The organism is Citrobacter sp. wls711, from assembly GCF_005281055.1.
GTDB classification, from domain to species: domain Bacteria; phylum Pseudomonadota; class Gammaproteobacteria; order Enterobacterales; family Enterobacteriaceae; genus Citrobacter; species Citrobacter gillenii.
This window is the reverse complement of the sequence record NZ_SZXC01000050.1, coordinates 123,387-148,396: the sequence shown is the minus strand read 5'-3', so window position 1 is coordinate 148,396 and position 25,010 is coordinate 123,387. Positions and strand designations below refer to the sequence as shown.

The following is a 25,010-nucleotide window of genomic DNA, read 5'->3' as shown; positions in this document are numbered from 1 at the left end:
GTGGAATGCACCGCTAAACGGGGATGATGACGCGCGACAGTTCACAGGCTGGATATTCTTTTCTTCAGATGCCCAAAAAGCTGATATTCTGATAAGAGTTACACGGTAACATTGAGATCGCAATGAAATATCAACAACTTGAAAATCTTGAAAGCGGCTGGAAATGGAAGTATCTGGTGAAAAAGCATCGTGAAGGGGAGTTGATTACCCGTTACGTGGAAGCCAGCGCTGCCGAAGAAGCCGTTGATTTATTGCTAACCCTCGAAAATGAACCGGTTCGGGTGAATACCTGGATTGAAGAACACATGAATGCCGCGCTGCAAAATCGTATGAAGCAAACCATACGCGCGAGGCGTAAGCGGCACTTTAATGCAGAGCATCAGCATACGCGTAAGAAATCTATCGATCTGGAGTTCATGGTCTGGCAGCGCTTAGCAGGGCTTGCGCAGCGGCGTGGAAAAACGCTTTCTGAAACCATCGTGCAGCTGATTGAAGACGCCGAGCATAAAGAGAAGTACGCGAACAAAATGTCCACATTGAAGCAGGATTTACAAGCGCTGCTGGGAAAAGAATAGCCTGATGTCGGCTTCGGTGTGCTGAGCACCCACGTTTTTATGGTGAACCACAGGTGAAAAAAAACCCCGCATCGCGGGGTTTTTTATTAGACGAGAACTTAAGCCTGAGGCTGAGTTACAACGTCTTTGATGCCTTTAACTTCGATCTCAACACGACGATCCGGAGCCAGGCAGTCGATCAGTGCAGCGCGAGCTTTCACGTTGTCACAGGTGTTGCCAGTAACTGGGTTAGATTCGCCCATGCCACGTGCAGAGATTTTGTCAGAAGGAATACCTTTAGAGATCAGGTAATCAACAACGGACTGAGCACGTTTCTCAGACAGGCTCTGGTTGTAAGCGTCAGAACCGATACGGTCAGTGAAGCCCAGAACCACAACGGAACCGTCTTTCGGATCCAGGTTGCTCAGCTGGCTGTACATCTGATCCAGAGCCTGCTGGCCTTCTGGTTTCAGAGTCGCTTTGTTGAAGTTGAACAGAACGTCAGACTTCAGAGTGAAGTGCTTGGTCTGTACTTCTGGAGCCGGAGCCGGAGCGACAACTACTGGAGCTGCTTCTTCCTGCTGGCCGAAACGGTAAGAAACACCAACGCTCAACAGGCCGTTATCCGGACGACCACCAACGGTGTTCGCGTCACCGATGTTGTTGGTCCACTGGTATTCCAGACGGGTAGCGATTTCAGGAGTAATTGCATACTCTACGCCGCCAGCGAATACTGGGGATACGCCAGTGTCGTGGTCTTTGAAGCCAGTGTTGTTTTTAGCGTCAGCACGCCAAACCATACCACCCAGACGGGTATAAACGTCCAGATCGTCAGTGATTGGGTAACCCAGTTTAGCGGTCAGCTGAACGCCCTGAGCTTTGAAAGCGCCATTCTGCTCGCTGCCTTTGTACGGCATACGACCTAACCAGTCGTAACCCATTTCAAAGCCAACGTACGGGTTAACCTGGTAACCACCGAACGCACCAGCACCCAGTTGGCTTTCGTGGGTCGAACCGTTGTTGTTGATCTGGTTGTTACCAATATCATGGAACTGAGACCAACCCAGTTTAGCACCGGTGTACCAGGTGTTATCTTTCGGAGCGGCCTGCGCCACGGTAGCGAAACCAGCCAGTGCCACTGCAATTGCGATAGCTGTCTTTTTCATTTTTTGCGCCTCGTTATCATCCAAAATTCGCCATGACTATCTCCAGAGAGATAACACGGTTAAATCCTTCACCCGGGGACCAGTTCAATAGTTACTCTACCGATATCTGCGGCTTAAGCCGAGCACCCCTGGCGATGTAAAGTCTACAACGTAGTTGAAAACTTACAAGTGTGAACTCTGTCAGGCATATGAAAAAAAAAGGCTTGTATACACAATATTTAACATTTATGGCTGATTAATTGAACTCAAAACTTCTCTAAAACCGCTTCTGGCAGGCGTTCACACAAAATATGCGTTATATCTCAATGGCTGATTGAGGGATGAAAAAAAATTCCAGGATTAATCCTAATTTTACTTAATGATACAAATTCGAGTGAATTTTTAGCCCGGAATGCTGTCTCCCCGCAAGTGCCTGAGCGCGAACAGGACGCATAATAAATCCCATTGCATTCCCTTCATCTGCAGCTTTCACCAGTTCTGCATGTTCATCTTCTGTTAATTCTTCAGTCAGCCAGCCGATAACCACGCTGTAATTGCCGGTGCGCAGCGCGCGAACCATCGATTCTAACGTGTGGCAGGGAGAGAGTTGACTAATTTGCATAACTTTCGTTAATGGAAGCCCCGCTGATTGCACCCATTCACGGCTCAGCTTTTGTTGTGGCGTAAGCCAGAGCTGCCAGCGTGATTGCTGTCCTAACTGCTGAAGCAGGGGTAATAGCAGTAATTGCGTCATCATGGGCTGGTCCTCGCGATAGACCACTTCACTGATAAGCCCGGCAGTCGCATTTTCTGAAGAAACGCGCGCACTATTGCTTGATGTTGAAGAGAACGACGAAGAACGATTTGCGTAGCCTGAAGTGTACATAATCAATCCAGCCCTGTGAGTTACTGTATGGATATACAGTAACCCTGCTATCACTAAAGATCAACCTTATTTTCGGAAACAGACTCGCAATTTTTAATCGTCGTGACGCGAAAAACAAAATTCATCTTGCCCCATGAGAGTAAGTTGCCTATGGTCGTCATTAACGGATCTATTACTGCTAATCATTCTATTACATTATGATTTAAAAGGACTTTTATGAAAAATCTTTCTTATGCCAGGATCTATAAATCACAAGAATATTTGGCCTCTTTGGGTACAATTCGCTATCGATCTCTGTTTGGTAGCTATAGCCTGACGGTGGGGGAGACGGTCTTTGCCATGGTCGCCAACGGTGAGTTATATCTTCGGGCATGCGAGCAAAGCGTACAGTACTGTGTAAAACATTCCCCGGTCTGGTTGACGTTTATGAAACGCGGACGTCCCGTGATACTCAACTATTATCAAGTTAATGATGCGCTGTGGCGAAACCATCCGCAGTTGGTGTCTTTATCACGATATTCTCTGGATGCCGCAGTTAAAGAAAAACAGACGCGTGTTTCGCAACACCGGTTACGGGAACTGCCGAACATTTCCTTTCATCTGGAGACCCTACTGAGTGAAGCCGGGATTAAAGATGAGGGTACATTACGCACCCTGGGTGCTCAAATGTGTTGGCTAAAGCTTTTGCAAATTAACCCATCGCTGACAGTGAAAATTCTTTATGCGCTTGAGGGCGCAATCAGTGGGATACATGAAGCTGCACTCCCGACGGTTCGCCGCCGGGAGTTGGTTGAGTGGGTGAGTTCACTTAAGCCTGAACCGGGTTACTAATGGGTAATGCCGCGATTTGTTGCTGTAACCGACTGATTTCTGGTAACAGCGCAATCAATAATCCAACCTGTTGTACGACCAGCGGTTCTTTGGTGTCCTGGCTCGGTTCAAGATGCTGAATCCGTTGTTTAAGACTTTCCAGAGCCTGATATACGCGCTGCTCGTCAGCGGGTTGATGATGAAGCGCATCATCAACATAGCAGACCGCGTCGTCCAGTAATGCCAGGACTTCCGGGTTAGTCAGCTGTTCCCGGTGAGCGCCGAGGGCGGAAATATAGCTGGTGAAGGTATGGTTGAGGCACAGCAAACGGAATGCCATTTCGCGCGTTTGGGCTGTAACATCTGGTTCACTCGACATGTTCGACACCACGGAAGCAAGCTCCGCATCACGGTTATGTGCGTCACGGCGGGCAATTCGGTATGCCAGACGGTTATCACGGCCCTGATGATATTGCTCAAGGATAGCGTCCAGATAGCGGCAGTTAGCATCCGTTGCTCGTTCGATGACCCGTGGTAAATTACGAAAACGCCAGTCTGGCCAGATAAAACTGACGGCAGCCCAGGCAATCGCACAGCCGATCAGCGTATCGATGACTCGCGGCAGTGCGACCTCGAACCCTTCTCCCAGCAGGTTAAAGCATAATAATACCAGCAGGGTGATAAATATGGTCGCATGGGCATACTGTACGTTGCGAAAGGCGAAAAAGAGCACGCCGGTAATCACCAACAGGATGAGCTGCCCTTCCAGAGAGGGGACAAACCACAGGATGGGTAAACCAATCGCTATTCCGACTAAGGTACCAATAATTCTCAGGGCCAGGCGATGTCGGGTGGCGTTGTAGTTTGGCTGACAGACAAACAGACTGGTTAGCAGGATCCAGTATCCATGGTTCATACCGGTTATCTGGATGATGGCGTATCCGACACAGAGCACCAACGACATGCGGATAGCATGGCGAAATAGGGCTGACTCGGGGGTGAAGTTACGGCTCAGACGCAACCAGATATCGCTGAACCCATGTGGGCTGTCATCGGCAAGCTGATTTTCGGACTCATTGCGCGAAATGACCTGCGCCTGCTCGGACTCAATTGTTGCCAATTGCGCGTCGATAGCACGCAGGTTAGCAAGCAAAAATCCCAATGTTTTAAGCAAGTCTGCGGGCGCACCGTTAACACGCATGCGCTCAAGTGCGGCATCGATATGGGTGAAAACGCGCTCAAAATGTGGGTCATGTTGGTAGGGTGTGCGCAATAAAATACAGCGTGACAGCTGCATACAGGCTTGCCCCTGCATAGACATCAGGCGCTGGAAGCGAAACATCACGTCGCTGTGACGGAAGTGATCGCGTAGCGTTTGGTATTGAATATGGGAAGAGCTTGCGCGTTCGTGTATATCCTGCGCCACAAAATAGTAGTGTAACGTGCGGCGCGTTCCCCGTTGCCCACGGTCGCCGCGCAGGCGGGTCAGCAACGACACTTTGGTTTGGTTTAGCGTCGCCATCAGTTGCCCGTTGGCCAGCGCTAAATCGTAGAGCGGTGCCTGGCTTTCATCTTCAATGTCGGGATCAAACAGACGGGATTTCAGTTCCAGATAGTGCGCTAACTGCTCATAGCTGCGCGCCAAATTATCCTGCAATGGACGGATTGGGAACAGGAGATGTCCGGTCAATGTCAGCAGGTTGTACCAGATAGCCCCGGCGAGCAGTAGTATCGGCTGCTGATACCACTGATCGTACAATGACGTGCCCAGCATGGTGTAAATCGCGATAAGCAATGCGCCGAAGGCGATCGTCGCATAGCGCTGACCTAATCCGCCAAGCAGAATAAAGCCGCTGGTCGAAAGCGTTAATCCAATGGCAAACAGCCACGGCCATGGGAAGAGAAGCTCGACGGACGCTGAGGCAATAAAAAAACAGATCAGCGTAATGATCAAATTGCGCAAGCGACCAGCTAGACGATCGTCGAGGTCGGTTAACGCGGCGGCCACCATGCCCAGCGTCAGCGGGATAGTCAGCTTGACGTCGCCCAGCCACCAGGGCAGCGCGGTGGTGCCACAAAGTGCGATAAAAATTCGCACGTAGTACAGCCAGGTGCTGTTCCAGGTATAGCGTTTGAGCAGAGGACTTAACATAAAGGCCATCAGTCCTGGTTATTCAAAGCGGCGACGCGCATTGGCTTCACGTGCTGCGCGGGCAGTTTCTACCGAGACCACGCGGCGACCGACGGGCCAGAGTGCAATTGCGGCAATCTTAAAGTTAGCAATCCCCACCGGAATACCAATAATCGTGATGCACTGGGCAATACCGGAGACAATATGCATCAGGCACAGCCACCAGCCGAAGAAAATCAGCCAAAAAATATTCAGTAATGTTCCGCCGGTGTTCAGAAGAACATTTTTACCTGCCGGGTTGAGTTCATCAACATGAATGGCTTCGTTGCCATAGGGAAACAGAGAAAGGCGCGTTATCTCCCAGCATGAGCGGGTTAATGGCAGGGTAAAAATAAGCACGATACTGACCAGCGTTGCCAGTAACCAGGCTAAGGTGGTGGCGAACCCCCCAAGCACAAAATTTAAAATATTCAGAACTGTACGCATAAACTCTCGGTTAACTCTGGTTTTTGGTGAATTCGGCAATTGTAACGTTTTTTTGGGCTGGAGCACGTTTTCTCTGGCGGTTACACTGATAAGTAAACCTCTTCGTGTGGATCCGCTTAAGCCTTATGGAACTGAAAGCTACTTCTATTGGAAAACGTCTGGCGCAACACCCGTACGATCGGGCCGTTATTCTTAATGCCGGGATTAAAGTTTCCGGCGATCGTCACGAGTATCTTATTCCATTCAATCAATTACTGGCTATTCATTGCAAACGGGGCCTCGTATGGGGGGAACTCGAATTTGTGCTCCCGGGCGATAAGGTTGTGCGACTGCATGGGACGGAATGGGCAGAAACTCAGCGTTTTCATCGCCATCTCAGCATGCTTTGGCAGCAGTGGAGCCAGGAAATGAGCGAGGTCGCCGCCACGGTTTTGCAGGAGCAGCTCGAGACGATTGCGGCCCGTACCCATGAAAATAAATGGCTGACACGCAACCAAACGGCAGGCCTGCAACAGCAAATCCGTCGCGCTTTCGCGGCGCTGCCGTTGCCGGTTGAAAGGTTGGAGGAGTTTGACAACTGTCGCGAGGCAATACGCCAGTGTCAGGCATGGTTGCAGGATATTGAAGCCTGCCGGTTACAGCATAATCAAGCCTATACCGACGCAATGCTGACAGAGCACGCCGAGTTCTTCCAGCAGATTGAATCTTCGCCGCTGAATCCGGCTCAGGCCCGGGCGGTGGTTAACGGTGAGCAATCGTTACTCGTGCTTGCGGGGGCGGGAAGTGGCAAAACATCTGTGCTGGTGGCACGTGCAGGTTGGCTACTGGCAAAGGGAGACGCGGTGGCCGAACAAATTCTGCTGCTGGCGTTTGGTCGCAAAGCGGCCGAGGAAATGGATGAGCGGATTCGTGAGCGACTGCATACAGAAGACATCACCGCCCGGACGTTCCACTCGCTGGCGCTGCACATCATTCAGCAGGGCAGTAAAAAGGTCCCAACGGTAAGCAAGCTTGAAAACGATACCCCCGCGCGCCATAAACTTTTTATTACCGCCTGGCGTCAGCAGTGTAGTGAGAAAAAGGCGCAGGCCAAAGGCTGGCGGCAATGGTTAGAAGAAGAGATGCAGTGGTCAGTACCTGAAGGTAATTTTTGGGATGATGAAAAACTGCAGCGTCGCCTGGCCCCGAGACTGGATCGTTGGGTTAGCCTGATGCGTATGCACGGGGGGGCGCAAGCGGAAATGATTGCCAATGCGCCGGAGGACATTCGCGATCTATTCAGTAAACGTATCAAGCTCATGGCGCCGTTGCTTAAGGCATGGAAGAGCGCCCTGAAAGAAGAAAACGCCGTTGATTTTTCCGGGCTAATTCATCAGGCTATCGTCATTCTGGAAAAGGGGCGTTTTATCAGCCCGTGGAAACATATTCTGGTTGATGAGTTTCAGGATATTTCCCCCCAGCGCGCAGCGTTGCTGGCTGCGTTGCGACAGCAAAATTCACAGACCACCTTGTTTGCTGTAGGAGACGATTGGCAGGCTATTTATCGCTTTAGTGGCGCACAGCTTTCGTTAACTACTGCCTTCCATCACACCTTTGGCGAGGGCGATCGCTGCGATTTGGATACCACTTACCGCTTCAATAGCCGTATTGGAGAGGTAGCCAACGGTTTTATTCAGCAAAACCCGCATCAGCTTGCAAAACCGCTTAACAGCCTGACGGTTGGTGACAAAAAAGCGGTGACGCTGTTGGATGAAAGCCAGCTGGATGCGCTGCTGGATAAGCTGTCTGGTTTTGCGAAAGCCGAGGAGCGAATTCTGGTACTGGCGCGCTATCATCATCTGAAACCAGCCAGTCTGGAGAAGGCGGCGACCCGTTGGCCCAAGCTACAGCTTGAGTTTATGAGTATCCATGCCAGTAAAGGGCAGCAGGCGGATTACGTCATTATTGTCGGGCTTCATGACGGTAATGATGGTTTCCCGGCACCGGCCCGCGAGTCAATTATGGAGGAGGCGCTGCTGCCGGCGGTAGAAGATTTTCCTGATGCAGAAGAGAGACGCTTGCTTTACGTGGCGCTTACGCGTGCACGGCATCGGGTATGGCTGCTGTTTAATAAAGATGCGCCGTCGTGTTTTGTCGATGAGCTTAAACAGCGGGATGTGCCAGTTAGCCGTAAACCTTGAAAGCAGGCGGCGACAGCCGCCTGTCAGGCTATTATTTGAGGCGCTCAGCCAGGTAGCGAGCGTAATCGGGGATCAGGATCTCCGTCTCGTCGCTGAAATTCGGCGACTGGATAATAAAGTCGGCCGTCGACACGTTGGTCGCTACCGGAATATTCCACACCGTTGCCAGGCGCAGAAGGGCTTTGACATCAGGATCGTGAGGCACGGCATTGAGCGGATCCCAAAAGAAGATCAGCACATCAATTTTCCCTTCAGAGATCAGCGCTCCCACCTGCTGGTCGCCGCCCATCGGGCCGCTTAGCATAGCGTTAACGTCCATACCGGTCGCGCGCTGGATTAAATTACCCGTGGTGCCTGTCGCATAGAGAACGTGTTTTTCCAGCAGTGGCTGGTGGCGTTCAACCCAGTTCATCAACATCTTTTTACAGTGATCGTGTGCAACCAGCGCAATATGCTTGCGCGCTGGCAATGTGCGAGTCGTCAATTCCATAGTACCGCTCCCAAGTTAACCTTGCTACAGAGTACTGGAAGCACTTGACGCTGCAAGAGAAAGACAAAAAAAATGCGTACGTGGACATAAATGTCATGAGGGGGGCTGCTTCTCTGCCCATTGCAGGAAGTTACTTCGGGTTTGCGCGTCGGCCTGCTGAAACCAATATTTTAACCTCTGCTCGGTGAGCGCTTGCGATTGAGGCGGCACCCGATCCAGTTCAGAAACCCCGGAGAGTAACGAACTGTCATCGGCCATCATGGTGGCAAATTGTGGTAATGAAGCATGCTTAGCCGCTTTGTTGTAGCGTTCGGTCTCCAGTTCATAATCAACGGTCTTTGCGGTGGATGTGATGGTCATTACATCCAGCTTGACCGGAATCGGCATGGCGTCACCATCCAACAGTTCTACGCGCGGGGTTTCATCGAAATGTGCCGCGTCACGCTCATTGCCCAAACGCGGAAGATGAAAATTAACCTGACTGACTAATTGGGTATCGAAGCTGATGACCAACGGGGGAGAGATATACAGCCGTTCTTCATGGCTGGACAGGCGAATGGTTTTCTCGACGCGAAAAACCAGCTGATGCCGACCATTTTCCAGCTCAATGCTTTCGGCACCGCGCAACAATGAGCTGGAGACTTTTTTTCCGTCCAGTACCAGCAGGTCAATGTCGCTTGACAGACGCAGTGAGGTCGCATAAACGGATACCGGCAAACACAGGGCAATCAAGGCTGTCACAATGCCGGCTCTCATAGGGGTCTCCTGTCCAGAAAATACCTGAGTAAGATGTATCAAAAGTTTTCGACAATCATGTTTACTAACATATAGACATAATTTCCAGTTTAGCTCTCATGCGCTGGTATGGGATGAATGGTTGCAACGTCAGGTTTGTCGTACACTTTGCAAAACAGCCTGGAGGAAGATGATGAAAGAGACCGATATTGCTGGCATTTTGACATCCACCCGCACGATTGCTTTGGTAGGGGCAAGCGATAAACCCGACCGCCCCAGCTATCGCGTGATGAAATATTTGCTCGATCAGGGCTATCACGTTATTCCTGTTTCCCCCAAGGTTGCCGGGAAAACGTTACTGGGACAGCAAGGGTATGCGACGCTGGCGGATGTGCCGGAGAAGGTGGATATGGTGGATGTCTTCCGTAATTCAGAAGCGGCCTGGGGTGTTGCGCAGGAGGCGATTGCCATCGGGGCAAAGACATTATGGATGCAGTTGGGCGTGATCAATGAGCCGGCGGCGGTGCTGGCGCGTGATGCGGGTCTGGCTGTGGTGATGGATCGCTGCCCGGCTATCGAGATCCCGAGACTGGGGCTGGCGAAATAAAAATGAGCAGTTGCCGGATGAGTTTATCGTCATCCGGCAACTGCTAAAGTCAGTTGCGCAGGCGTGGAGCCTGAAGCTGTTTACGGATGGTCCGTGCCAGTTCATCCATCGATGGTTGCTCAGGATGTTCTTCCTGTAGCTCACTGCTCAACTGTGCTTCCGCCAGATACGTATGCACTGGCAGGCCATTATCGTCTTCCATCACCACGTGATACCAGGGAGCGGCGCGAAGTTCGTCGTTAACCGCCAACTCATCAGGTGACGGGTCATCAAGCGAATATTCCGGGTCGATATCCACGACCACTCCGAGGTAACCTAACAGGGAATGGCGGACCTGCTGGCCGATACCGAATTTGCTGGCAATCATAGTCACCTCCCGGGAAATAGATACCCTCTATGTAAGGGCAATATTCCACTTTTCAAGTTACATGATTCGACAGGCAAACCCTTTCAGATACAGCCCTTCCGGGTAGGTAGCGATCACCGGATGATCGGCGGCCTGACGGAACTGCTCTATAAATTGTACATCACGACCCGCATCTAATGCGGCATCAGCGATGATTTTCTGAAATAAATCGGTCGTCATCAGTCCGGAGCAGGAGAACGTCAGCAGTACACCGCCAGGATTCAGTAGCTGGATAGCCAGCATATTGATGTCCTTATAGCCACGACAGGCGCCCATTAGCTGGCTTTTGTTTTCGACAAACTTCGGCGGATCCATCACGATGACATCAAACTTCTCACCGCGATCGCGATAGGCACGCAGCAGTTTAAAGACGTCATCGCGCACAAATTCAGCTTTGCTCAGATCCAGCTTATTCAGTTCGACGTTTTGTCTGGCGATGTCGAGCGCTTCCTGCGAGGTATCAACACTGACGACCTGGCTGCATCCGCCCATCAGCGCAGACACCGCGAAACCGCCGGTATAGGAGAAACAGTTCAGGACACGTTTGTCTTGTACATAACGACGCGTGGCCAGACGGCTGTCACGCTGATCCAGGTAGTAACCTGTCTTATGACCGTGCTGAATATCGACCAACAGCTTCATGCCGTGTTCTTCAATCGGCAGCAGGGCCGGAGGCAGTTCGCCCGTGACGGGACCCTGGGTCAGCTCCATACCTTCTTTTTTACGTACCGCAACATCGCTGCGATCATAAATGGCGCATTCAGGGAACACCGTTTGCAGGGCGCTAATCAGCGCGGCACGCTGATATTCAGCCCCGGCGCTGAGCAGTTGCAGGACGAGGAAACGACCAAAACGGTCAATGGTGATACCCGGCAGGCCATCGGATTCTCCGGCGATCAGACGGTAGCTGTCCAGGCCGTCTTTCTTCGCCAGCCAGTCGCGCCACGTCTTTGCTTGCTGCAAACGGCGGGTGAAGAAGTCAATATCAATGGATTCGGACTTGTCGAATGTCCAGACGCGTGCACGGATCTGCGACGCCGGTGACCAGGCTCCGCGTGCTAACCATTTACCCTGATGGTCAACAATATCGATGGTTTCACCCAGACTGGCTTTACCTTCCATACGGGCGACGGCACCGGAAAATACCCACGGATGGCGGCGAAGTAATGATTTTTCGCGCCCTTTGGCTAACACTAAACGTACACTCATAATTTGCTATTCTGTCGATTCAAAGAAATGGGCGCCATTGTCCTGAGTTTTTCGAGGATTTGCAACGCGCAACGCGATGATAAGGAGAACCGTAATGTCTAAAGTCTGCATCATTGCCTGGGTTCACGGCCGGGTACAGGGCGTGGGTTTTCGCTACACCACTCAGCATGAAGCACAACGGTTGGGATTAACCGGATACGCAAAGAACATGGATGACGGTAGCGTAGAGATTGTCGCCTGCGGCGAAAGCGACCAGGTGGAACAACTGATGAGGTGGTTAAAGGCTGGGGGCCCGCGTAGCGCCAGGGTAGACAGAATTCTCAGCGAACCCCATCGTCCTGGCGATGATTTAAAGGGATTTAGTATCCGCTATTAAATACATTTTACCGGTTTAGGCAGGCCCGCGATTTTGGTTGCCTGTTTAGCCGGACCTTTCGGAAACAGACGGTAAAGATAACGGCTGTTACCTTTGTCTTCGCCAAACTTGTTGGCCATTGCTTTTACCAGCATGCGGATTGCCGGAGACGTATTAAACTCCAGATAAAACTCGCGTACAAAGCGCACCACTTCCCAATGCTCGGGCGTCAGGGTAATACCTTCGTTTTCGGCAATGGCAGCGGCCAGCGGCTCACTCCACTCGGTCGTGTCTTTTAAATAGCCTTCGCTGTCGGTACTGATTTCTCTACCTTCAAAGATCAACATAATCCTTCACTGCGTTAGTCAAACTGGCGGCAGTTTAGCAAAAAAGAAAGCCCCGCATAAGCGGGGCTGGATAATGCGAGTTGACAACTTAGTCGCGGCTGGCGAAGCCCAGAATGCTCAGCAGGCTGACGAAGATGTTGTACAGCGACACATACAGGCTGACCGTTGCACGGATGTAGTTGGTTTCACCGCCACGGATGATATTGCTGGTTTCGAACAGGATAGCGCCTGAAGAAATCAGAATAAACACCGCGCTGATAGCCAGATGCAGAGCCGGCAGTTGGAGGAAAATATTGGCAACCATACCAATCAGCACCACCACGATACCCGCCATCAGCATACCGCCGAGGAAGGACATGTCTTTACGGGTGGTCAGCACGTAGGCAGAACAGCTGAAAAATACCAGCGCGGTACCGCCCAGCGCCATACCGATGACATCACCCATGCCCGCAGACAGGTAGGCATTCAGCATCGGTCCCAGAATGTAGCCCAGGAAGCCAGTGAAGGCGAAAGCTGACAGAATACCGACCGGCTTATCTGCCGTTTTATAGGTCAGGAACATCAGACCATACATACCGACCAGCGTCAGGATAAGACCCGGGGATGGCAGCATCAGCACGGTGCTAGCCGTTGCGGTGATGGCAGAAAACGCCAGCGTCAGGCTCAGCAGAAAATAGGTATTACGCAGCACTTTATGCGTGCTGAGTAGCGATGTACGGTCGCGCGATGAACTAATAATACGATCCATGAGTCACTCTCTTATGACAGATGTAATTAATGACGGAGGATAATGAAATCGCGGGTAATGACACAGCGGTTTTACCCATCTTTACGCATTTTAACCCGCCAGACTTAAGCATTTTATTTCAGCAAAAGTGCCTGAATCAGATGTTACCACTTAATGTTTGAAAATGTCAGATCGATATCTGCCAGGTGACTGAAAAATATTGCGTTATCCCCTACATCCCTTTAAGAGTGACTGCGGTGTCATCATAAAACAGAACAATAAGGTGCAGGGAATGACTCAACAAAAATCGAAGGTATTTACGTTTTCGCTGTTGACCGCCTGTTTGATATCGATAAACGGTGCGGTATGGGCTGCCAATGTTCCTGCAGGAACAACATTGGCCGAAAAACAGGAACTGGTGAGAAATAACGGGAGTGAACCTGCATCGTTGGATCCACATAAAGTTGAAAGCAACGTTGAATTTACTTTAATCAGCGATATGTTCGACGGTCTGGTTGCCGTCAGTCAGGATGGGGCTATCGAGCCTCGACTGGCGGCATCCTGGGAGAATAAAGATAACACCGTCTGGACCTTTCATTTACGACCGGGCATTACCTGGTCTGATGGCTCTGCCATTACCGCACAGGATGTTGTCTGGAGCTGGCAGCGTCTGGTTTCACCGCAAACAGCTTCGCCGTATGCCTCTTACCCTGGCAACATGCATATTGCCAACGCTGTCGATATCGCACAGGGGAAAAAAGATCCCGCCACGCTGGGTGTAAAAGCACTGAATGATACCACGCTGGAAATTACCCTGACGCAACCGACGGCGGCGTTTCTGGCTATGCTGGCGCACCCGTCACTGGTACCGCTGGATAAGGTACTGATTGGCCGTTATGGCGACAAGTGGACCCGACCAGAGCATTTTGTCAGCAGTGGGCCGTACGAACTGTCGCAGTGGGTGGTGAACGAGCGAATTGTCGCGGTGCGCAATACGCACTACTGGGATAACGCGCACACGGTCATTGATAAAGTCACTTATCTGCCTATTAGCTCAGAAGCGGCAGATGTTAACCGCTACAAGGCCGGTGAAATCGATATTGTTTTGAGCGTGCCGGTGAATCAGTTTGCCCAGTTGAAAAAAACAATGGGTAATGAGCTTCACGTCTCACCGTTGTTATCAACCTATTACTACCAGTTTAATACGACCCGGGCGCCGTTTAACGACTCGCGCGTGCGTCGGGCGCTGAATATGGCGCTGGATAAAGACATCATTGCCCAAAAGGTGATGGGGCAGGGGCAGCGGGAAGCCTGGGTTATCAGCCAGCCTGAAATTGGCGGGGTGACGTTATCCGCGCCAGAATACGCGTCATGGCCGCGGGATAAACGTATTGCGGAAGCGAAAAAACTACTGGCAGAAGCCGGTTTTGGCCCTGAACATCCGCTTTCATTAAATTTGCTCTACAACACGTTCGAAACGCATCAGCGGATTGCGATTGCGGCATCGTCGATGTGGAAGAAAAATTTGGGTGTCGAGGTGAAGCTGCAAAACCAGGAGTGGAAAACGATGCTGGACACCATGCACACCGGTAATTTTGACGTGGTGCGCTATGCGTGGATCGCTGATTACGATGATGCTTCAAGCTTCCTGAATATTTTCCGTACCGGCGATAGTGAGAACACGACCCAGTACAGCAACCCTGCCTATGATGAAGCGATGAGTCATGCGGCGAAAGCAGGTTCAGTGGAAGAACGTGGCAAGTATTATCAGCAGGCGGAAGCGCTTTTGGCTGAGGATGTGCCAGCCATTCCGATTTATCACTATGTTCGCGCACATCTGGTGAAGCCGTGGGTAGGGGGATTTGCGCCGGATAACCGGGGCTATTACTACACCAAAGATATGTTCATCAAAAAACACTAAGTGGCAGAAGAGCATATTTGTGCTGAATAAACATTCAATCTGTTGTTATTTCAGTCGATTAACAACATTTTGACTGTTTTTCAGGCAAACGAACACATTGGTGCTTTACAGGTCCGTTCGGGATGTTTATAGTGCGCCTCATTGGAAGCGTGGCCGAGCGGTTGAAGGCACCGGTCTTGAAAACCGGCGACCCGAAAGGGTTCTAGAGTTCGAATCTCTACGCTTCCGCCAATTTCTTAACAGAATCAATAACTTAAGAGTTAGTTTTGATTTTGTACTGCATAAAGTATTGCATCAAAAGCCCGTGTAAACGGGCTTTTTTTGTATCTAAAATTCCTGTTTTTCATCAAAAAACTTATCCAGTCTTCATCCCTTCCTGTACAACAAAACCCTTTAAAAGCAGAAATACGATAGCAGGGAGCCTCCGGAAATTTAGTAATCGACGGATGATTTCACACCAATCTTAAGAACCTACCAGCAATAAGCTCAGCTGACCTACGCCATTACTGGACAACCTGTTGTTCTGTCAGTTAAAACAACTAAAAATGGTAAAACGGACAGCACAGTAATGAAACGAAGTGAACTCAGGAAACTATTGGAAGAATGGTTTGATGTAGAGCGGTATGAAGCGATAAAGGAACTCACCCTTCAGCAATTCTATGTTGAGGTTGAGCGGCGTATCTTGGCTTACAAGATGTTGCTGAAACGGGATACATTACCGCCTCTGAACAGACTTTTATTAGATGATTACCGCTATAAGATCCTCAGAGGTGAAATTTTTTTTAGCGGCGACACGTCCACGCAAGGACATGGGCTTGCCAGAACTTACGCAGTGGTCCCCGTAACCCGGAGCAACGCACAATTATATGCGAAAAGTTTAACTCTGATTGGAACCCATCCTGAAACATCCCAAAGAAGTCAGTCTGAATATATGTCGGAGTACCTGAAGGAATCCGGCATCAAAAGTCTGTCCTCAATTACTGTCGATATCTTCCTGCAAGAGGCTTCAACCGAAGATATCATCGAACACCTGAAGGTGCTCATTCCCCAATGGAAAAAACAGCTAAAAATGAACGATCCGGCTGTTCGGAAGTATCGTTTTGGTAAAAGCACGTTGAGAAAAATCATCGACTATCGACTCATCCCTATGATGGATCTCATTTTTTGGGGGGCAGATAATAATGATACCAAAATCTCACTGTCGCTGATGTCATCGCTGCTTCATGAGAACAGCGAGAAGGATAGGGATGAGGGAATGCTTAAGGTGACTGACTATCCGCTGGCTATGGCGTTGCTGACAGATGAGAACTATCTGAAATCGTTTGAAGATTACATGATGGAAAACAATGTATTAAAAGACACAAAAATTGTAGATCACGTCAAAGACGAGAAGAAGAAAGAAGATAAGTAAAAAAGGGTTACGTTCGCCCTGAGCGAACGTGATCACATCCATCCTCAACCATTTTTTTTCTGTTCACCTACCCCCATTTTTTTCGAAAAAGTCTTTTGCCAACATCCCTAAAACGCCATAAGCGAATTAGCTATTATTGTCCTCGTTGAAACAACAGAGGAAAAAACAAATGAGAAATGAAATCGCAGGTAAAAGATTAATCCGTGTTCCTGAAGTTCTTAGAAGAGTCGGATTTAGTCGAACCACAATGTATGAGCTTATTAAGGAAGGCCGATTCCCGGATAAGGTAATCATAGGGGCAAGATCTGTAGCCTTTGTGGAAAGTGAGATTGATGCTTGGATTGAAAATACTATTTCAGATTCACGCAAAAATAATAAATAACATAAAAGAGGAAGCGAAAATGAAAGTGCAAAAAATAGAAATAAATGTTAGCAATGATGATACAAAATACTTTGTTCTGAAAAGCGGGGAAGACTATGACTACTATTTGCGATGTATGCATGAGTATATGGGGGAAAGATTCTATCATAACCTTGAAGACGATGGTTATATGGAGGGTGTTTTAAAATCAATAATAGAGAATGGTAAGAAAGATTTTAATGAGTTCTTGAAAAAAAATAAATATAAAGCATCGATTAAAAACGTATATTTTGATGAAGTGCTTGTCAACCTGAGGCAGATACATCATGTGATGAGTCACTATATTTTATATACATAATCGCTGTCGTCATCTATTCGGCCCCGCAAGGGGCTAATATAAAACGAAATGAATAAAATAAGCATTTAATTATGAGGATATAAGTATGTCTAAAGAAACTGTTATTGAAAATAAATCAACAGAACTGTTTTATGATCTTGCTTGTAGATCGTTTACAGCAAGCTGGAATCTGTTCATGGAAGTGAATGGTGATGGAGATGCCAATGACTATCTGGATGATCCGGATTTTATGAGTCCATTTATTATTTATGTGATTGACCATATTCAGAATAACTTTGAGAGATTTACCACGCAAGAAGGAAACTGTGGTGATATTAATCAGGTCAACTTTGAACAAGTAGCAGCCTTACTGGTAGGGTATTCAGAAAACTTTAGAAAGTAAGAACTAATCTTGCCCCGGAAGGGGCTAACTATAAACAAAAGGAAAAACAGATGAATAATGATATGACAGTAATCGTAAGTATGTTATGTGAAAAAACACCTAAAGTGATGAACCTTATCCAAGAGAGCTTGGATATATTTATCGCATTAAGAGGTAGCTCTGTCGAAGAAATCATGAATGATAAGACCTTGTTAGATGATTTAAATCGTTATGTAAATGAGACACTGTATGATGAGATGGATGTGGAATATGGTTCTGTAATCATCAAAATAGTATCTAATAAATAGTATTAATACCTTCTCGATATGTATCTAATGTTTAACTTAATAAAAGGAATCAGTATGAAAGAGATTATTTTAAATGAAAGTAATAAAATGGTAGTAGATTTTATCACAAATGTATTACAGGGGTATTGCGAAACGATCTATAGTATCTCTGAAAAACAGCCTGAAACAGCCATGAATATTTTAACAGGGGAAATGTTATCAGAGATACTTTATGATGTGTTGATTACCTGTGAAGTTGAAGACTATGTTAAAAGTGGAAGAGGCAAAGATGTATCTGAGATCAACATGGATAAGTTAAAGGAAACGATTTTATACTGGCATAAAGAGCATATTATTGAACTTGTACTGAAAAACATAAAACCGGATGATGCTGAGGGGCGTATTTACTGGAAGTTAAAAATGACTGTGAATCAGTATTGAAAAATGGCAATATTCCCTCGTGTGTAGGGAAATAATCCTGTAATGAACTGGAGATAACCAATATGATTGATGAATTCCATGTTATGTATATGTATAAAAAAATCCAAGCTGAAGCTGCGACGACAGATATGAAAACACTGGAACAGCTTTTGAAGAAGTTCCGCCAAGTTGTCGCGGAACGCCGGGAAGAATACTATCAGGAGATTGGTGAGAAAAAGGCTCAGAAATTGAGAGCCAAGAGATTACAACAGTTGCTTGAGAAAATGGGGCGTGATCGTGTATCACCGGAGGATCTTATAGGTTAATGACAATTAACAAGATCGTGTGTGTTTGATTTTTAATACTAAAGTTTTATCTGTGATTGCCGATACTTATCCTGAATATTATCTTTTCTGAGGTCATTATGGATTCTGACGATAAAAAATCAGGTAAATTTTCAGGTGCAACGGCAGCTTTTGGGGCATTAGGCAGCATCGGTAAGAAAGTTCTTGCAAAAAAAGACACCGCCCAAAGTGAGGATGGTGAAATCACTGAATCAAAAGTCATGCAGGTACTGGACTGGGCCTATGATAAAGCCTGTAATGGTGTTGTAGGTTTGGATTCGGCGCAAGAGCTTGCTGCACCATATTTGAATGGTGATGGAGAACTTGTTGATAAGGTTAATGCGCTAATACGATGGCAAAATACAAAAGCGGGAACATCAGGCTTTATCACCGGCCTTGGTGGAATAATAACGCTCCCGGTGGCCATTCCAGCTAACATTTCAAGCGTCATATTTATACAAGTTCGTATGATCGCAGCAATTGCACATATGGGCGGGTATGATTTAAAAGATGACCGTGTTAAGACACTTGTATATACCTGTTTAACCGGAAATGCTGCGAAGGATATAGTGAAAAATATAGGTATAACAATTAGTACAAAAATGACAAATACCTTAATAAAAAATATTTCTGGTGAAACAATAAAAGCTATAAATAAAGCGGTAGGATTTAGACTTATAACTAAGTTTGGGCAAAAAGGTGCTATTAATCTTGGTAAAGCAATACCACTAGTTGGTGGTGTCGTTGGTGCTACATTTGATAGTGTATCCACCAATACTATTGGGAATATATCCCGTAATATTTTCATTGAAGAAAAAATACCTGAATGATGTTTGTATGGTGATAATTTTCAGTTCTGGCTTTTAACTATTCTAAATAGGTCGTGAAATGAAATCTTTAGACCGAGATTTAGCAAAAAAATTAATAAGAGCTGTAGGTTCGGAATATGAGTATCAGGTATCTGGTAATCCTCAAGATGCAGTTTTTGATGTTTACTTTGCTAGAGAAAAGCACGGTATCGCATTTCAAATTAGACATTCAACACATCCGTCGGCACAAGATGGCGGATGGCTACAAGTGCACCACTATGAGGGAGAGCCTGCGGATTGGGGACCTGCATTACATTCACTGAGAACAATGGGTGATGTAGTTGCATTTTGCCAAACGTTGATAACGTTCTCTCAAATAAAATCCAAAAGGCAAGCATAGATAAATTACACTGTTATTCCTCTGGCATATATTAAGTTCATACTTGGTAAATGCCAGATTAATGCAGAACTGATGCATTTAAAAAGACAATTTTCTTCTTTTTTTATTTGAGGACTCAAAATCTGATGAGATAGAAGAAAGCTGTTCCAGACTCTGCTCAACAGAGCGCTGGAATTCAAGAGCGGCCTCTGTACGTTGTTTTATCACCAGAGCAATGATTTCGGCATCACTTTTTTCTTCAAGGGCTTTTCTGTAAAGTATTCGTTCATTAATTAAATCAAAATTTCCTGATGATTTAGCAGCGGTGTTAGCTGCTGAGTAACTTATAGGATTAAGCTCACTAATAAAGCTATCCAAAAGAGATTGTCTTTTCTTATCAAGCCTGCGCAGTGTGGTATGTGCAGACCTATATTTTTTTATTTCATATGCAAATGCATCATCATCATCACGTAGCTTACTATATCCTGCTCTATATTCATCCATTGATGGATGATTTTTGAGTTCTTCAATCGTATTAAAATATGCTAATAAATCGCTGTTGTCTAATTGAACTTTTCTCATATATACCTCGTTAATAAATAGTGGATATATTTATATGTTAAGATATATAGAGAAGGTGTCAAATTATCAGGAAGTGATGTTTATTTTTTTATTTAATTTAAAAAAAACGACATCACATGAGGATATGTAAATATACTCTAACGACAAAATAACACGTTTAAGAAGATATTGCTAAAGCTCATAGCCCCAAAATAAAAGAGGCTATGAAATTATTAATTAATGTCTTTATGTTGTAATACTAATTTTTCTTCGTGTTCACCTTTGAGTATCAATGGTGAACTTGCATCGGAAATATGAAAACGTTCTAAGTGATTTTCGATAAATTTCTGACCTTGATTTGTAAGTCTGTCAATGCTTTCATTAAGATTAACAATATCTCTGTTCAGTTCCTCTAAAAAACGAGTCGATGTTGTAATAATATTTCCCATCTTGGTATCTACTGCTTTAATAAGAATATCTTTAGCTCGTTCATTATTACCGAATTTATCTTCAATTCTAAGTAAGTCGTTCATTGCTTCTTCGATTGCTTTATCCTGAAGCTCTTTATACTGAATGGTTTTTTCGTAAACTAGCCGTTGAGCGCGTTCTTTGAGTTCGAGTTGCATATGACCGATAGCATTAATAGTCTCGACATTCAATTTAGTGAGTTGTTCAAGATAAAGAGCGATGGCTGCAGTGGTACGCTCCATACGCTCAAATTCTTTCTCTTTTTTCCATTCTTGAATTTCTGCGACAGCCATTTCAATTTCACGAACCCGGCGGACTTCAAGATCAACTTCAAGCACCTTTTCTTCAGTTCTGAGTTTGTGTTCAAGCTCAAGTTCTTGAGTTTTGAATTCATGCTCAGCTCTAGATTGAGCTGTTAATGTATCCATATTGCGTCGGTGATCGGAGTTTTGACTCGATTCATGTCTCTCATGTGCTCTTTCTTTAAGTGGTTCAGAAGCCCAGTCACACAAAACTTCAATTGGTTTACTGACACAACTAATCAGAGCATTGCCAAGATTACCTAACCAACCCATTATTATTCTCCCGATAATTCTTTGAATTTTCTTTCAAAAAGAACTTGTTCTTTTCTTCGTATGTAATTTATTTCTTCAACTCTATCTTTATCTTTCTCAAAGACAGAAAATAATTTTTCAATTTGATCTATTTTATCATTAAGATAGAAAACATCTAGACTAGATGTTTTTTTAGATTGTCTAAAACTTACAAGTTCTTCAACTATATATTTCAACTTTCTCTGTATATTCGCATTGTCAATATCAATAACATATTTAGATATTTTTTCTAAGTTATCATTTATGAAAATTGAATATTCTCTTTCAAAAGATAGAGTTAATAGGTTTTCATTTTGCTCATATTGGAAGAAACACGAATATAGTTGTGGGCTTTCGTTGATACTGCGCAAAACAAGGTCTTTCCTTGCTTCCCGTAAGGCCACTAAAAACTCTGTCAGCGGTTTTTTCATTGATTGTTGATTAATCGTACTTACGGCCAATTTTTGATTCATAACTAAATAAAAAGTGCTCAATAAGGGTTTAAAAGCGCTATCATATAACTTATCTGTTAAAATTTTATGCTGCTTAATTAAGCATAAGGTATTAATTAACAGCCTTATTTGAACACTTTTTGACATTTTAATCTCCAGAAGATAAGGCTGGTTTATGTAGTTTAGCTTCTGAACGAATTTTCCCTATAGTATCAAGGGTGTTTTCTTCAATTAAACTACTGCTAAGGTCTAAACTTTTAGTGTAGCTTTCGACAAGTTCTTTTAACCATTTTGATGCAACTGAACCGTCAACTTGAGACTCGCTGAGAGTCTGTGAAACCTCTTTTAAAGTCTCAGAAAAGAATTTTGAACGTTCTTTACGCAAATCTTCTTGCAACGTGCTTGCAAACTTTATTTCTTCTTTGTAAGACTTAATAAGTTCAAGATAATTTTTCTCAAAGCTATATAATACTTCGAGCTTATTTTTAAGACTCTCGAGATTAATGTAGTCATTAAGCTCTTTTTGTAATGTTTCTGTCAGTTGTTTGGAAATGGTGTCATCCACACCTGATGCTTGTACAGCAGATGATATCAACTGAGCAACGCCGTTCATTTCTCTCATAGTTGTTCCTGTTTGTATTACTATCATGATTTCTCATATTATCATATTATAGAAGTGTTGTACTATTTATACAGGCATATGTGAAAAAAAATCAAAGAAAATATTGGCTTTCTCTCTTCTCGGATGTTAGGTTATCAGGATTTGGTTGGATTATACGTTCGATAGGGGGGTATTGTTACCTTGACACAACTTGTTCGTCTCGATTTTTTTACAACTTGTATGTTGTTAATTTAGTTGTACTAAAAACATTGTGTTTACTTAACTCAAATTAGTAAGTGAGCTGTCCTATGTACTAGTCAGTCTTAGAACAGGCATCACACATTTAACATTCTGTTAATCAACGGATAGTTTTTCAGCACGGTATAAGCACATATCAACGTTAGCTAAAGCTACTCTTGCCGCTTCATTTTCTTTTGTTCTTTTATATACCTTTCGTGGCTTATCGATCTGGACACTGTTTTTAGCATTAGGAACAGCATTATTTTTCTTCTTCTTGCTAAAAACAAAAGCATCTGTGTATATCTCTTTATTTTCAGTTTCCAAAGCTAAGTTTCGTCTTTCCTTCTGTGAAAGGTCTGTATAAAACTCTGGATATTTTTCAATATCAGCATTGAGGCTTTTAGCATTACTCAAATGCTCTCTGCGTTTCTCATCAAGTTGATGACTCATTCCCTTAGCGAAGATATTTGAGTTGATATACAAGTGTCCATGATGTTCAACCAGAATACCTTTTTGTTTTAGCTTTTTGAATATGTTTGACATATTACCGGATGCGATATTCAACGCTTTACAGAGTGATGATTGTGAAAGGTTGATTAGGTTTCCAAACTCCATATATTCTAAGATATAAGTCAACACGCGGAATTCATTCTTAGATATATCCAGATCAGAAAAAACACGAAAGTTGGAAGTAAAAGCAAAAACATAAGGCTGTGCAAATGAAATCGCTTTATCTTCTTCCGTTGCGATGACTGTCGTTGATTTTATATCTTTGTTCTGCAGCAAGTGTTTTGCGATATCAATCTTTTGCTCAGTGGTTAGTGTTTCGAATAAGCGGAGTAGTTCAGTGTCATTAGTATTCATATTATTCTCTCTTATAGTTTTTATTATGCATATTTTAATACTATGCAGAAAAATGAAAGTCAATAGTAAAACTATAAATAAAATAGAGCTTTTATTATTATAATATTGCTATATGTTAAAAAAACTATGTTTAAACATAGATCCCGCTATGTTTAAACATAGGACGGTTCTATGTTTAAACATAGATATCTGCTATGTTTAAACATAGGAAAAAAAGGTGTGAAGCCTTGATTTTATTGGGCTGGGATAGTGCTTATAATTAAATAATTAGTAAGAAGTTAAGAGAGTCCAGTTTTCCTTTTATCTTATGTGCAGAGCGTTTTACGTGAAAAAATGTGGTTTTCTTGGGGTGTTTTTTCAGCGAAGTGATTGTTTCGTGCAATCACGCAGCGCTGCTGATGTTTTATGAATACTATAATTGTTTTACTTTTAATTTAATGGCGGCTACGCCGCAATTCTTTATGGATAAATCCATCATTAACAGGGATGAACCCTGTTTCAGCAATGTGATTGTCTTGAACAATCACTAAGTGCTGCTTCTATGAATATAGTTTTCCTATGCGTTTAAGAGCAAATGCTATATGTTTTAGTGCTAATACTATTATGGTATATAAGATCATATATATCTTATTATGATTAAAAGAACAAAAATTGATCCTTTTGGCTTTTCCCTCAAACATAGCAAATACCATTGTCAAATCGTTAAATATATTTTACAGCGTTAGGGCGTAGCCGTGCGTCAGCACATGAGCGTTAGCTCATAAGATAAATATCTTTTCAAAAGAATAATAAAAACAGGTAGAACGTTTATTAAATGAGGTAAATTTGATTTTTACCGATTCGATATGGTATTAAATAATAAAAAAAGAAGGAAAATAAAGGATGAACAACATTAAGATTATTACGCTCTTTCATACAAATAAAAAAATACCATTTATGACTTGTATTGTTAAAGATGTTGAAGAAAATGAACAAGGAATAAAACTCACTTTGGAAAGTGGTGATAATATCCATGTCAAAGATTATGGCTATTTCTTCTTATCAGAATCAGAAAATGAGTTTGATCAGGAACGAATGATTAATGCATACAGAAGATTGATTTCTGAACTCAGCCAAGTTAGCGAAGAAACAATAGAGTCCTTAGTTCCGAAGATATCGAATAATATGAAAACCAATTTCCCGGCAAGCGGTGTGAGTGCTTTGGAAGATGATTGAAAAATCTGAATGGTAGCTACCATTCCATATGAAACAGTATATTAAAACATGCGATGCATACAGGTTTATACAACACCATATCTGAAGATAGCTACATTACCTGAGATCTAACAATCCCTGTCTGCGTAATGGTCGACAGGGTATTATCTGTTCCGACCTATACCTTTCTATCTCCATCCATGTGCAAACAGCTACTGACATGGCTCTTCGTGCACATTACACCTCTTATTGATCGATATAAAAGATCAATAAATTGAATTTGATAGATTATAACTATCAAATTAGCGTCAATTGATC

General features: G+C 44.8%; 31 protein-coding genes and 1 tRNA gene. 17 read left to right on the top strand and 15 right to left on the bottom strand.

All coding sequences use genetic code 11. The features are described 5' to 3' along the window. The first annotated feature begins 122 nt into the window (after positions 1–122). Entirely contained in the window at positions 123–575 is a 453-nt protein-coding gene (gene matP, locus FDW98_RS15835) for a macrodomain Ter protein MatP (protein ID WP_096757641.1), read from the top strand. Positions 576–673: 98 nt separating this feature from the next. On the opposite strand, the gene ompA is transcribed toward matP, so the two are convergent. Together ompA and sulA are read right to left on the bottom strand one after the other, a co-directional pair. Next, entirely contained in the window at positions 674–1,720 is a 1,047-nt protein-coding gene (gene ompA, locus FDW98_RS15830) for a porin OmpA (protein WP_096759438.1), read from the bottom strand. Between the two features lie 355 nt (positions 1,721–2,075). After that, positions 2,076–2,585, bottom strand: a complete 510-nt coding sequence (sulA, locus tag FDW98_RS15825; protein WP_096757640.1) for an SOS-induced cell division inhibitor SulA — start codon at positions 2,583–2,585, stop codon at positions 2,076–2,078. A gap of 216 nt (positions 2,586–2,801) precedes the next feature. Between sulA and FDW98_RS15820 the strand changes: the two genes are divergently transcribed. Next, a complete protein-coding gene (locus tag FDW98_RS15820; RefSeq protein ID WP_096757639.1) occupies positions 2,802–3,416 on the top strand; it encodes a TfoX/Sxy family DNA transformation protein in 615 nt (204 codons plus the stop codon). Here the strand turns inward: FDW98_RS15820 and yccS are convergent. Further along, positions 3,394–5,547 carry a YccS family putative transporter gene (yccS, locus tag FDW98_RS15815; protein WP_096759437.1) on the bottom strand — a complete coding sequence of 718 codons (2,154 nt, stop codon included), beginning with the start codon at positions 5,545–5,547 and terminating at the stop codon, positions 3,394–3,396. The genes FDW98_RS15820 and yccS overlap by 23 nt on opposite strands. An 18-nt stretch (positions 5,548–5,565) precedes the next feature. Next, on the bottom strand, positions 5,566–6,012 hold the full coding sequence (locus FDW98_RS15810; protein ID WP_096757638.1) for a YccF domain-containing protein: 447 nt from the start codon (positions 6,010–6,012) through the stop codon (positions 5,566–5,568). A gap of 125 nt (positions 6,013–6,137) precedes the next feature. Here FDW98_RS15810 and helD point away from each other — a divergent pair, with 125 nt between their 5' ends. Beyond that, positions 6,138–8,192: a DNA helicase IV gene (gene helD, locus FDW98_RS15805; protein ID WP_096757637.1), complete on the top strand. Its 2,055-nt coding sequence runs from the start codon at positions 6,138–6,140 to the stop codon at positions 8,190–8,192. Positions 8,193–8,223: 31 nt separating this feature from the next. On the opposite strand, the gene mgsA is transcribed toward helD, so the two are convergent. After that, positions 8,224–8,682, bottom strand: coding sequence for a methylglyoxal synthase (gene mgsA, locus FDW98_RS15800; RefSeq protein ID WP_096757636.1), 459 nt, complete (start codon positions 8,680–8,682; stop codon positions 8,224–8,226). 93 nt (positions 8,683–8,775) lie between these two features. After that, entirely contained in the window at positions 8,776–9,438 is a 663-nt protein-coding gene (locus FDW98_RS15795; protein ID WP_096757635.1) for a DUF2057 family protein, read from the bottom strand. 172 nt (positions 9,439–9,610) lie between these two features. Here FDW98_RS15795 and FDW98_RS15790 point away from each other — a divergent pair, with 172 nt between their 5' ends. Next, positions 9,611–10,024 carry a CoA-binding protein gene (locus FDW98_RS15790; RefSeq protein WP_096757634.1) on the top strand — a complete coding sequence of 138 codons (414 nt, stop codon included), beginning with the start codon at positions 9,611–9,613 and terminating at the stop codon, positions 10,022–10,024. Between the two features lie 49 nt (positions 10,025–10,073). On the opposite strand, the gene hspQ is transcribed toward FDW98_RS15790, so the two are convergent. Both hspQ and rlmI read right to left on the bottom strand, forming a co-directional pair. Beyond that, positions 10,074–10,391, bottom strand: a complete 318-nt coding sequence (gene hspQ / locus FDW98_RS15785) for a heat shock protein HspQ (RefSeq protein ID WP_005123508.1) — start codon at positions 10,389–10,391, stop codon at positions 10,074–10,076. 57 nt (positions 10,392–10,448) lie between these two features. After that, positions 10,449–11,639, bottom strand: coding sequence for a 23S rRNA (cytosine(1962)-C(5))-methyltransferase RlmI (gene rlmI, locus FDW98_RS15780; protein WP_096757633.1), 1,191 nt, complete (start codon positions 11,637–11,639; stop codon positions 10,449–10,451). Positions 11,640–11,733: 94 nt separating this feature from the next. On the opposite strand from rlmI, the gene yccX reads away from it, so the two are divergent. Further along, positions 11,734–12,015 (top strand): acylphosphatase, encoded by a 282-nt coding sequence (gene yccX, locus FDW98_RS15775; protein ID WP_096757632.1) that lies wholly within the window; start codon positions 11,734–11,736, stop codon positions 12,013–12,015. Here yccX and tusE read toward each other — a convergent pair. Together tusE and yccA are read right to left on the bottom strand one after the other, a co-directional pair. After that, the gene (gene tusE / locus FDW98_RS15770; protein ID WP_096757631.1) at positions 12,012–12,341 is read right to left on the bottom strand and encodes a sulfurtransferase TusE; all 330 of its coding nucleotides are present in this window, start codon (positions 12,339–12,341) and stop codon (positions 12,012–12,014) included. The genes yccX and tusE overlap by 4 nt on opposite strands. Before the next feature lie 88 nt (positions 12,342–12,429). Further along, positions 12,430–13,089, bottom strand: a complete 660-nt coding sequence (gene yccA / locus FDW98_RS15765) for an FtsH protease modulator YccA (RefSeq protein WP_096757630.1) — start codon at positions 13,087–13,089, stop codon at positions 12,430–12,432. Positions 13,090–13,360: 271 nt separating this feature from the next. Between yccA and FDW98_RS15760 the strand changes: the two genes are divergently transcribed. The 11 genes from FDW98_RS15760 (at position 13,361) to FDW98_RS15710 (ending at position 19,740) form a co-directional block, all read left to right on the top strand. Next, complete coding sequence (locus FDW98_RS15760) at positions 13,361–14,989, top strand: ABC transporter substrate-binding protein (protein WP_096757629.1); 1,629 nt, start codon at positions 13,361–13,363, stop codon at positions 14,987–14,989. A 143-nt stretch (positions 14,990–15,132) separates the two neighbouring features. Then, positions 15,133–15,220 (top strand) — tRNA-Ser (locus FDW98_RS15755). Between the two features lie 337 nt (positions 15,221–15,557). Continuing rightward, positions 15,558–16,400, top strand: coding sequence for a DUF6387 family protein (locus FDW98_RS15750; RefSeq protein ID WP_032667114.1), 843 nt, complete (start codon positions 15,558–15,560; stop codon positions 16,398–16,400). A gap of 169 nt (positions 16,401–16,569) precedes the next feature. Further along, positions 16,570–16,782, top strand: a complete 213-nt coding sequence (locus FDW98_RS15745; RefSeq protein ID WP_016243656.1) for an AlpA family transcriptional regulator — start codon at positions 16,570–16,572, stop codon at positions 16,780–16,782. A 19-nt stretch (positions 16,783–16,801) separates the two neighbouring features. Continuing rightward, positions 16,802–17,119, top strand: a complete 318-nt coding sequence (locus FDW98_RS15740; protein WP_137398881.1) for a hypothetical protein — start codon at positions 16,802–16,804, stop codon at positions 17,117–17,119. A gap of 85 nt (positions 17,120–17,204) precedes the next feature. Then, complete coding sequence (locus FDW98_RS15735) at positions 17,205–17,501, top strand: hypothetical protein (RefSeq protein ID WP_016243654.1); 297 nt, start codon at positions 17,205–17,207, stop codon at positions 17,499–17,501. A 50-nt stretch (positions 17,502–17,551) separates the two neighbouring features. Continuing rightward, positions 17,552–17,788, top strand: a complete 237-nt coding sequence (locus tag FDW98_RS15730) for a hypothetical protein (RefSeq protein ID WP_032667113.1) — start codon at positions 17,552–17,554, stop codon at positions 17,786–17,788. Positions 17,789–17,842: 54 nt separating this feature from the next. Beyond that, positions 17,843–18,208, top strand: a complete 366-nt coding sequence (locus FDW98_RS15725) for a hypothetical protein (RefSeq protein WP_110498436.1) — start codon at positions 17,843–17,845, stop codon at positions 18,206–18,208. Positions 18,209–18,270: 62 nt separating this feature from the next. Further along, entirely contained in the window at positions 18,271–18,513 is a 243-nt protein-coding gene (locus FDW98_RS15720; RefSeq protein ID WP_100280098.1) for a DNA-binding protein, read from the top strand. 98 nt (positions 18,514–18,611) lie between these two features. After that, positions 18,612–19,361 (top strand): EcsC family protein, encoded by a 750-nt coding sequence (locus FDW98_RS15715; protein ID WP_084831986.1) that lies wholly within the window; start codon positions 18,612–18,614, stop codon positions 19,359–19,361. Positions 19,362–19,419: 58 nt separating this feature from the next. Then, the gene (locus FDW98_RS15710; protein WP_126502050.1) at positions 19,420–19,740 is read left to right on the top strand and encodes a hypothetical protein; all 321 of its coding nucleotides are present in this window, start codon (positions 19,420–19,422) and stop codon (positions 19,738–19,740) included. Positions 19,741–19,818: 78 nt separating this feature from the next. Here FDW98_RS15710 and FDW98_RS15705 read toward each other — a convergent pair whose 3' ends face one another. From FDW98_RS15705 to FDW98_RS15685, 5 genes are all read right to left on the bottom strand, one after another. Next, on the bottom strand, positions 19,819–20,301 hold the full coding sequence (locus FDW98_RS15705; protein WP_110498435.1) for a DUF4756 family protein: 483 nt from the start codon (positions 20,299–20,301) through the stop codon (positions 19,819–19,821). 212 nt (positions 20,302–20,513) lie between these two features. Beyond that, positions 20,514–21,323, bottom strand: a complete 810-nt coding sequence (locus FDW98_RS15700) for a hypothetical protein (protein ID WP_100272684.1) — start codon at positions 21,321–21,323, stop codon at positions 20,514–20,516. A 2-nt stretch (positions 21,324–21,325) separates the two neighbouring features. Then, a complete protein-coding gene (locus tag FDW98_RS15695) occupies positions 21,326–21,940 on the bottom strand; it encodes a hypothetical protein (protein WP_110498434.1) in 615 nt (204 codons plus the stop codon). A 1-nt stretch (position 21,941) separates the two neighbouring features. Then, positions 21,942–22,415: a nickel transporter gene (locus FDW98_RS15690; protein WP_224759884.1), complete on the bottom strand. Its 474-nt coding sequence runs from the start codon at positions 22,413–22,415 to the stop codon at positions 21,942–21,944. Positions 22,416–22,748: 333 nt separating this feature from the next. Further along, positions 22,749–23,498: a DNA-binding protein gene (locus tag FDW98_RS15685; RefSeq protein WP_100272681.1), complete on the bottom strand. Its 750-nt coding sequence runs from the start codon at positions 23,496–23,498 to the stop codon at positions 22,749–22,751. An 882-nt stretch (positions 23,499–24,380) separates the two neighbouring features. Here FDW98_RS15685 and FDW98_RS15680 point away from each other — a divergent pair. Further along, positions 24,381–24,713, top strand: coding sequence for a hypothetical protein (locus FDW98_RS15680; RefSeq protein ID WP_110498431.1), 333 nt, complete (start codon positions 24,381–24,383; stop codon positions 24,711–24,713). Positions 24,714–25,010: the final 297 nt, after the last annotated feature.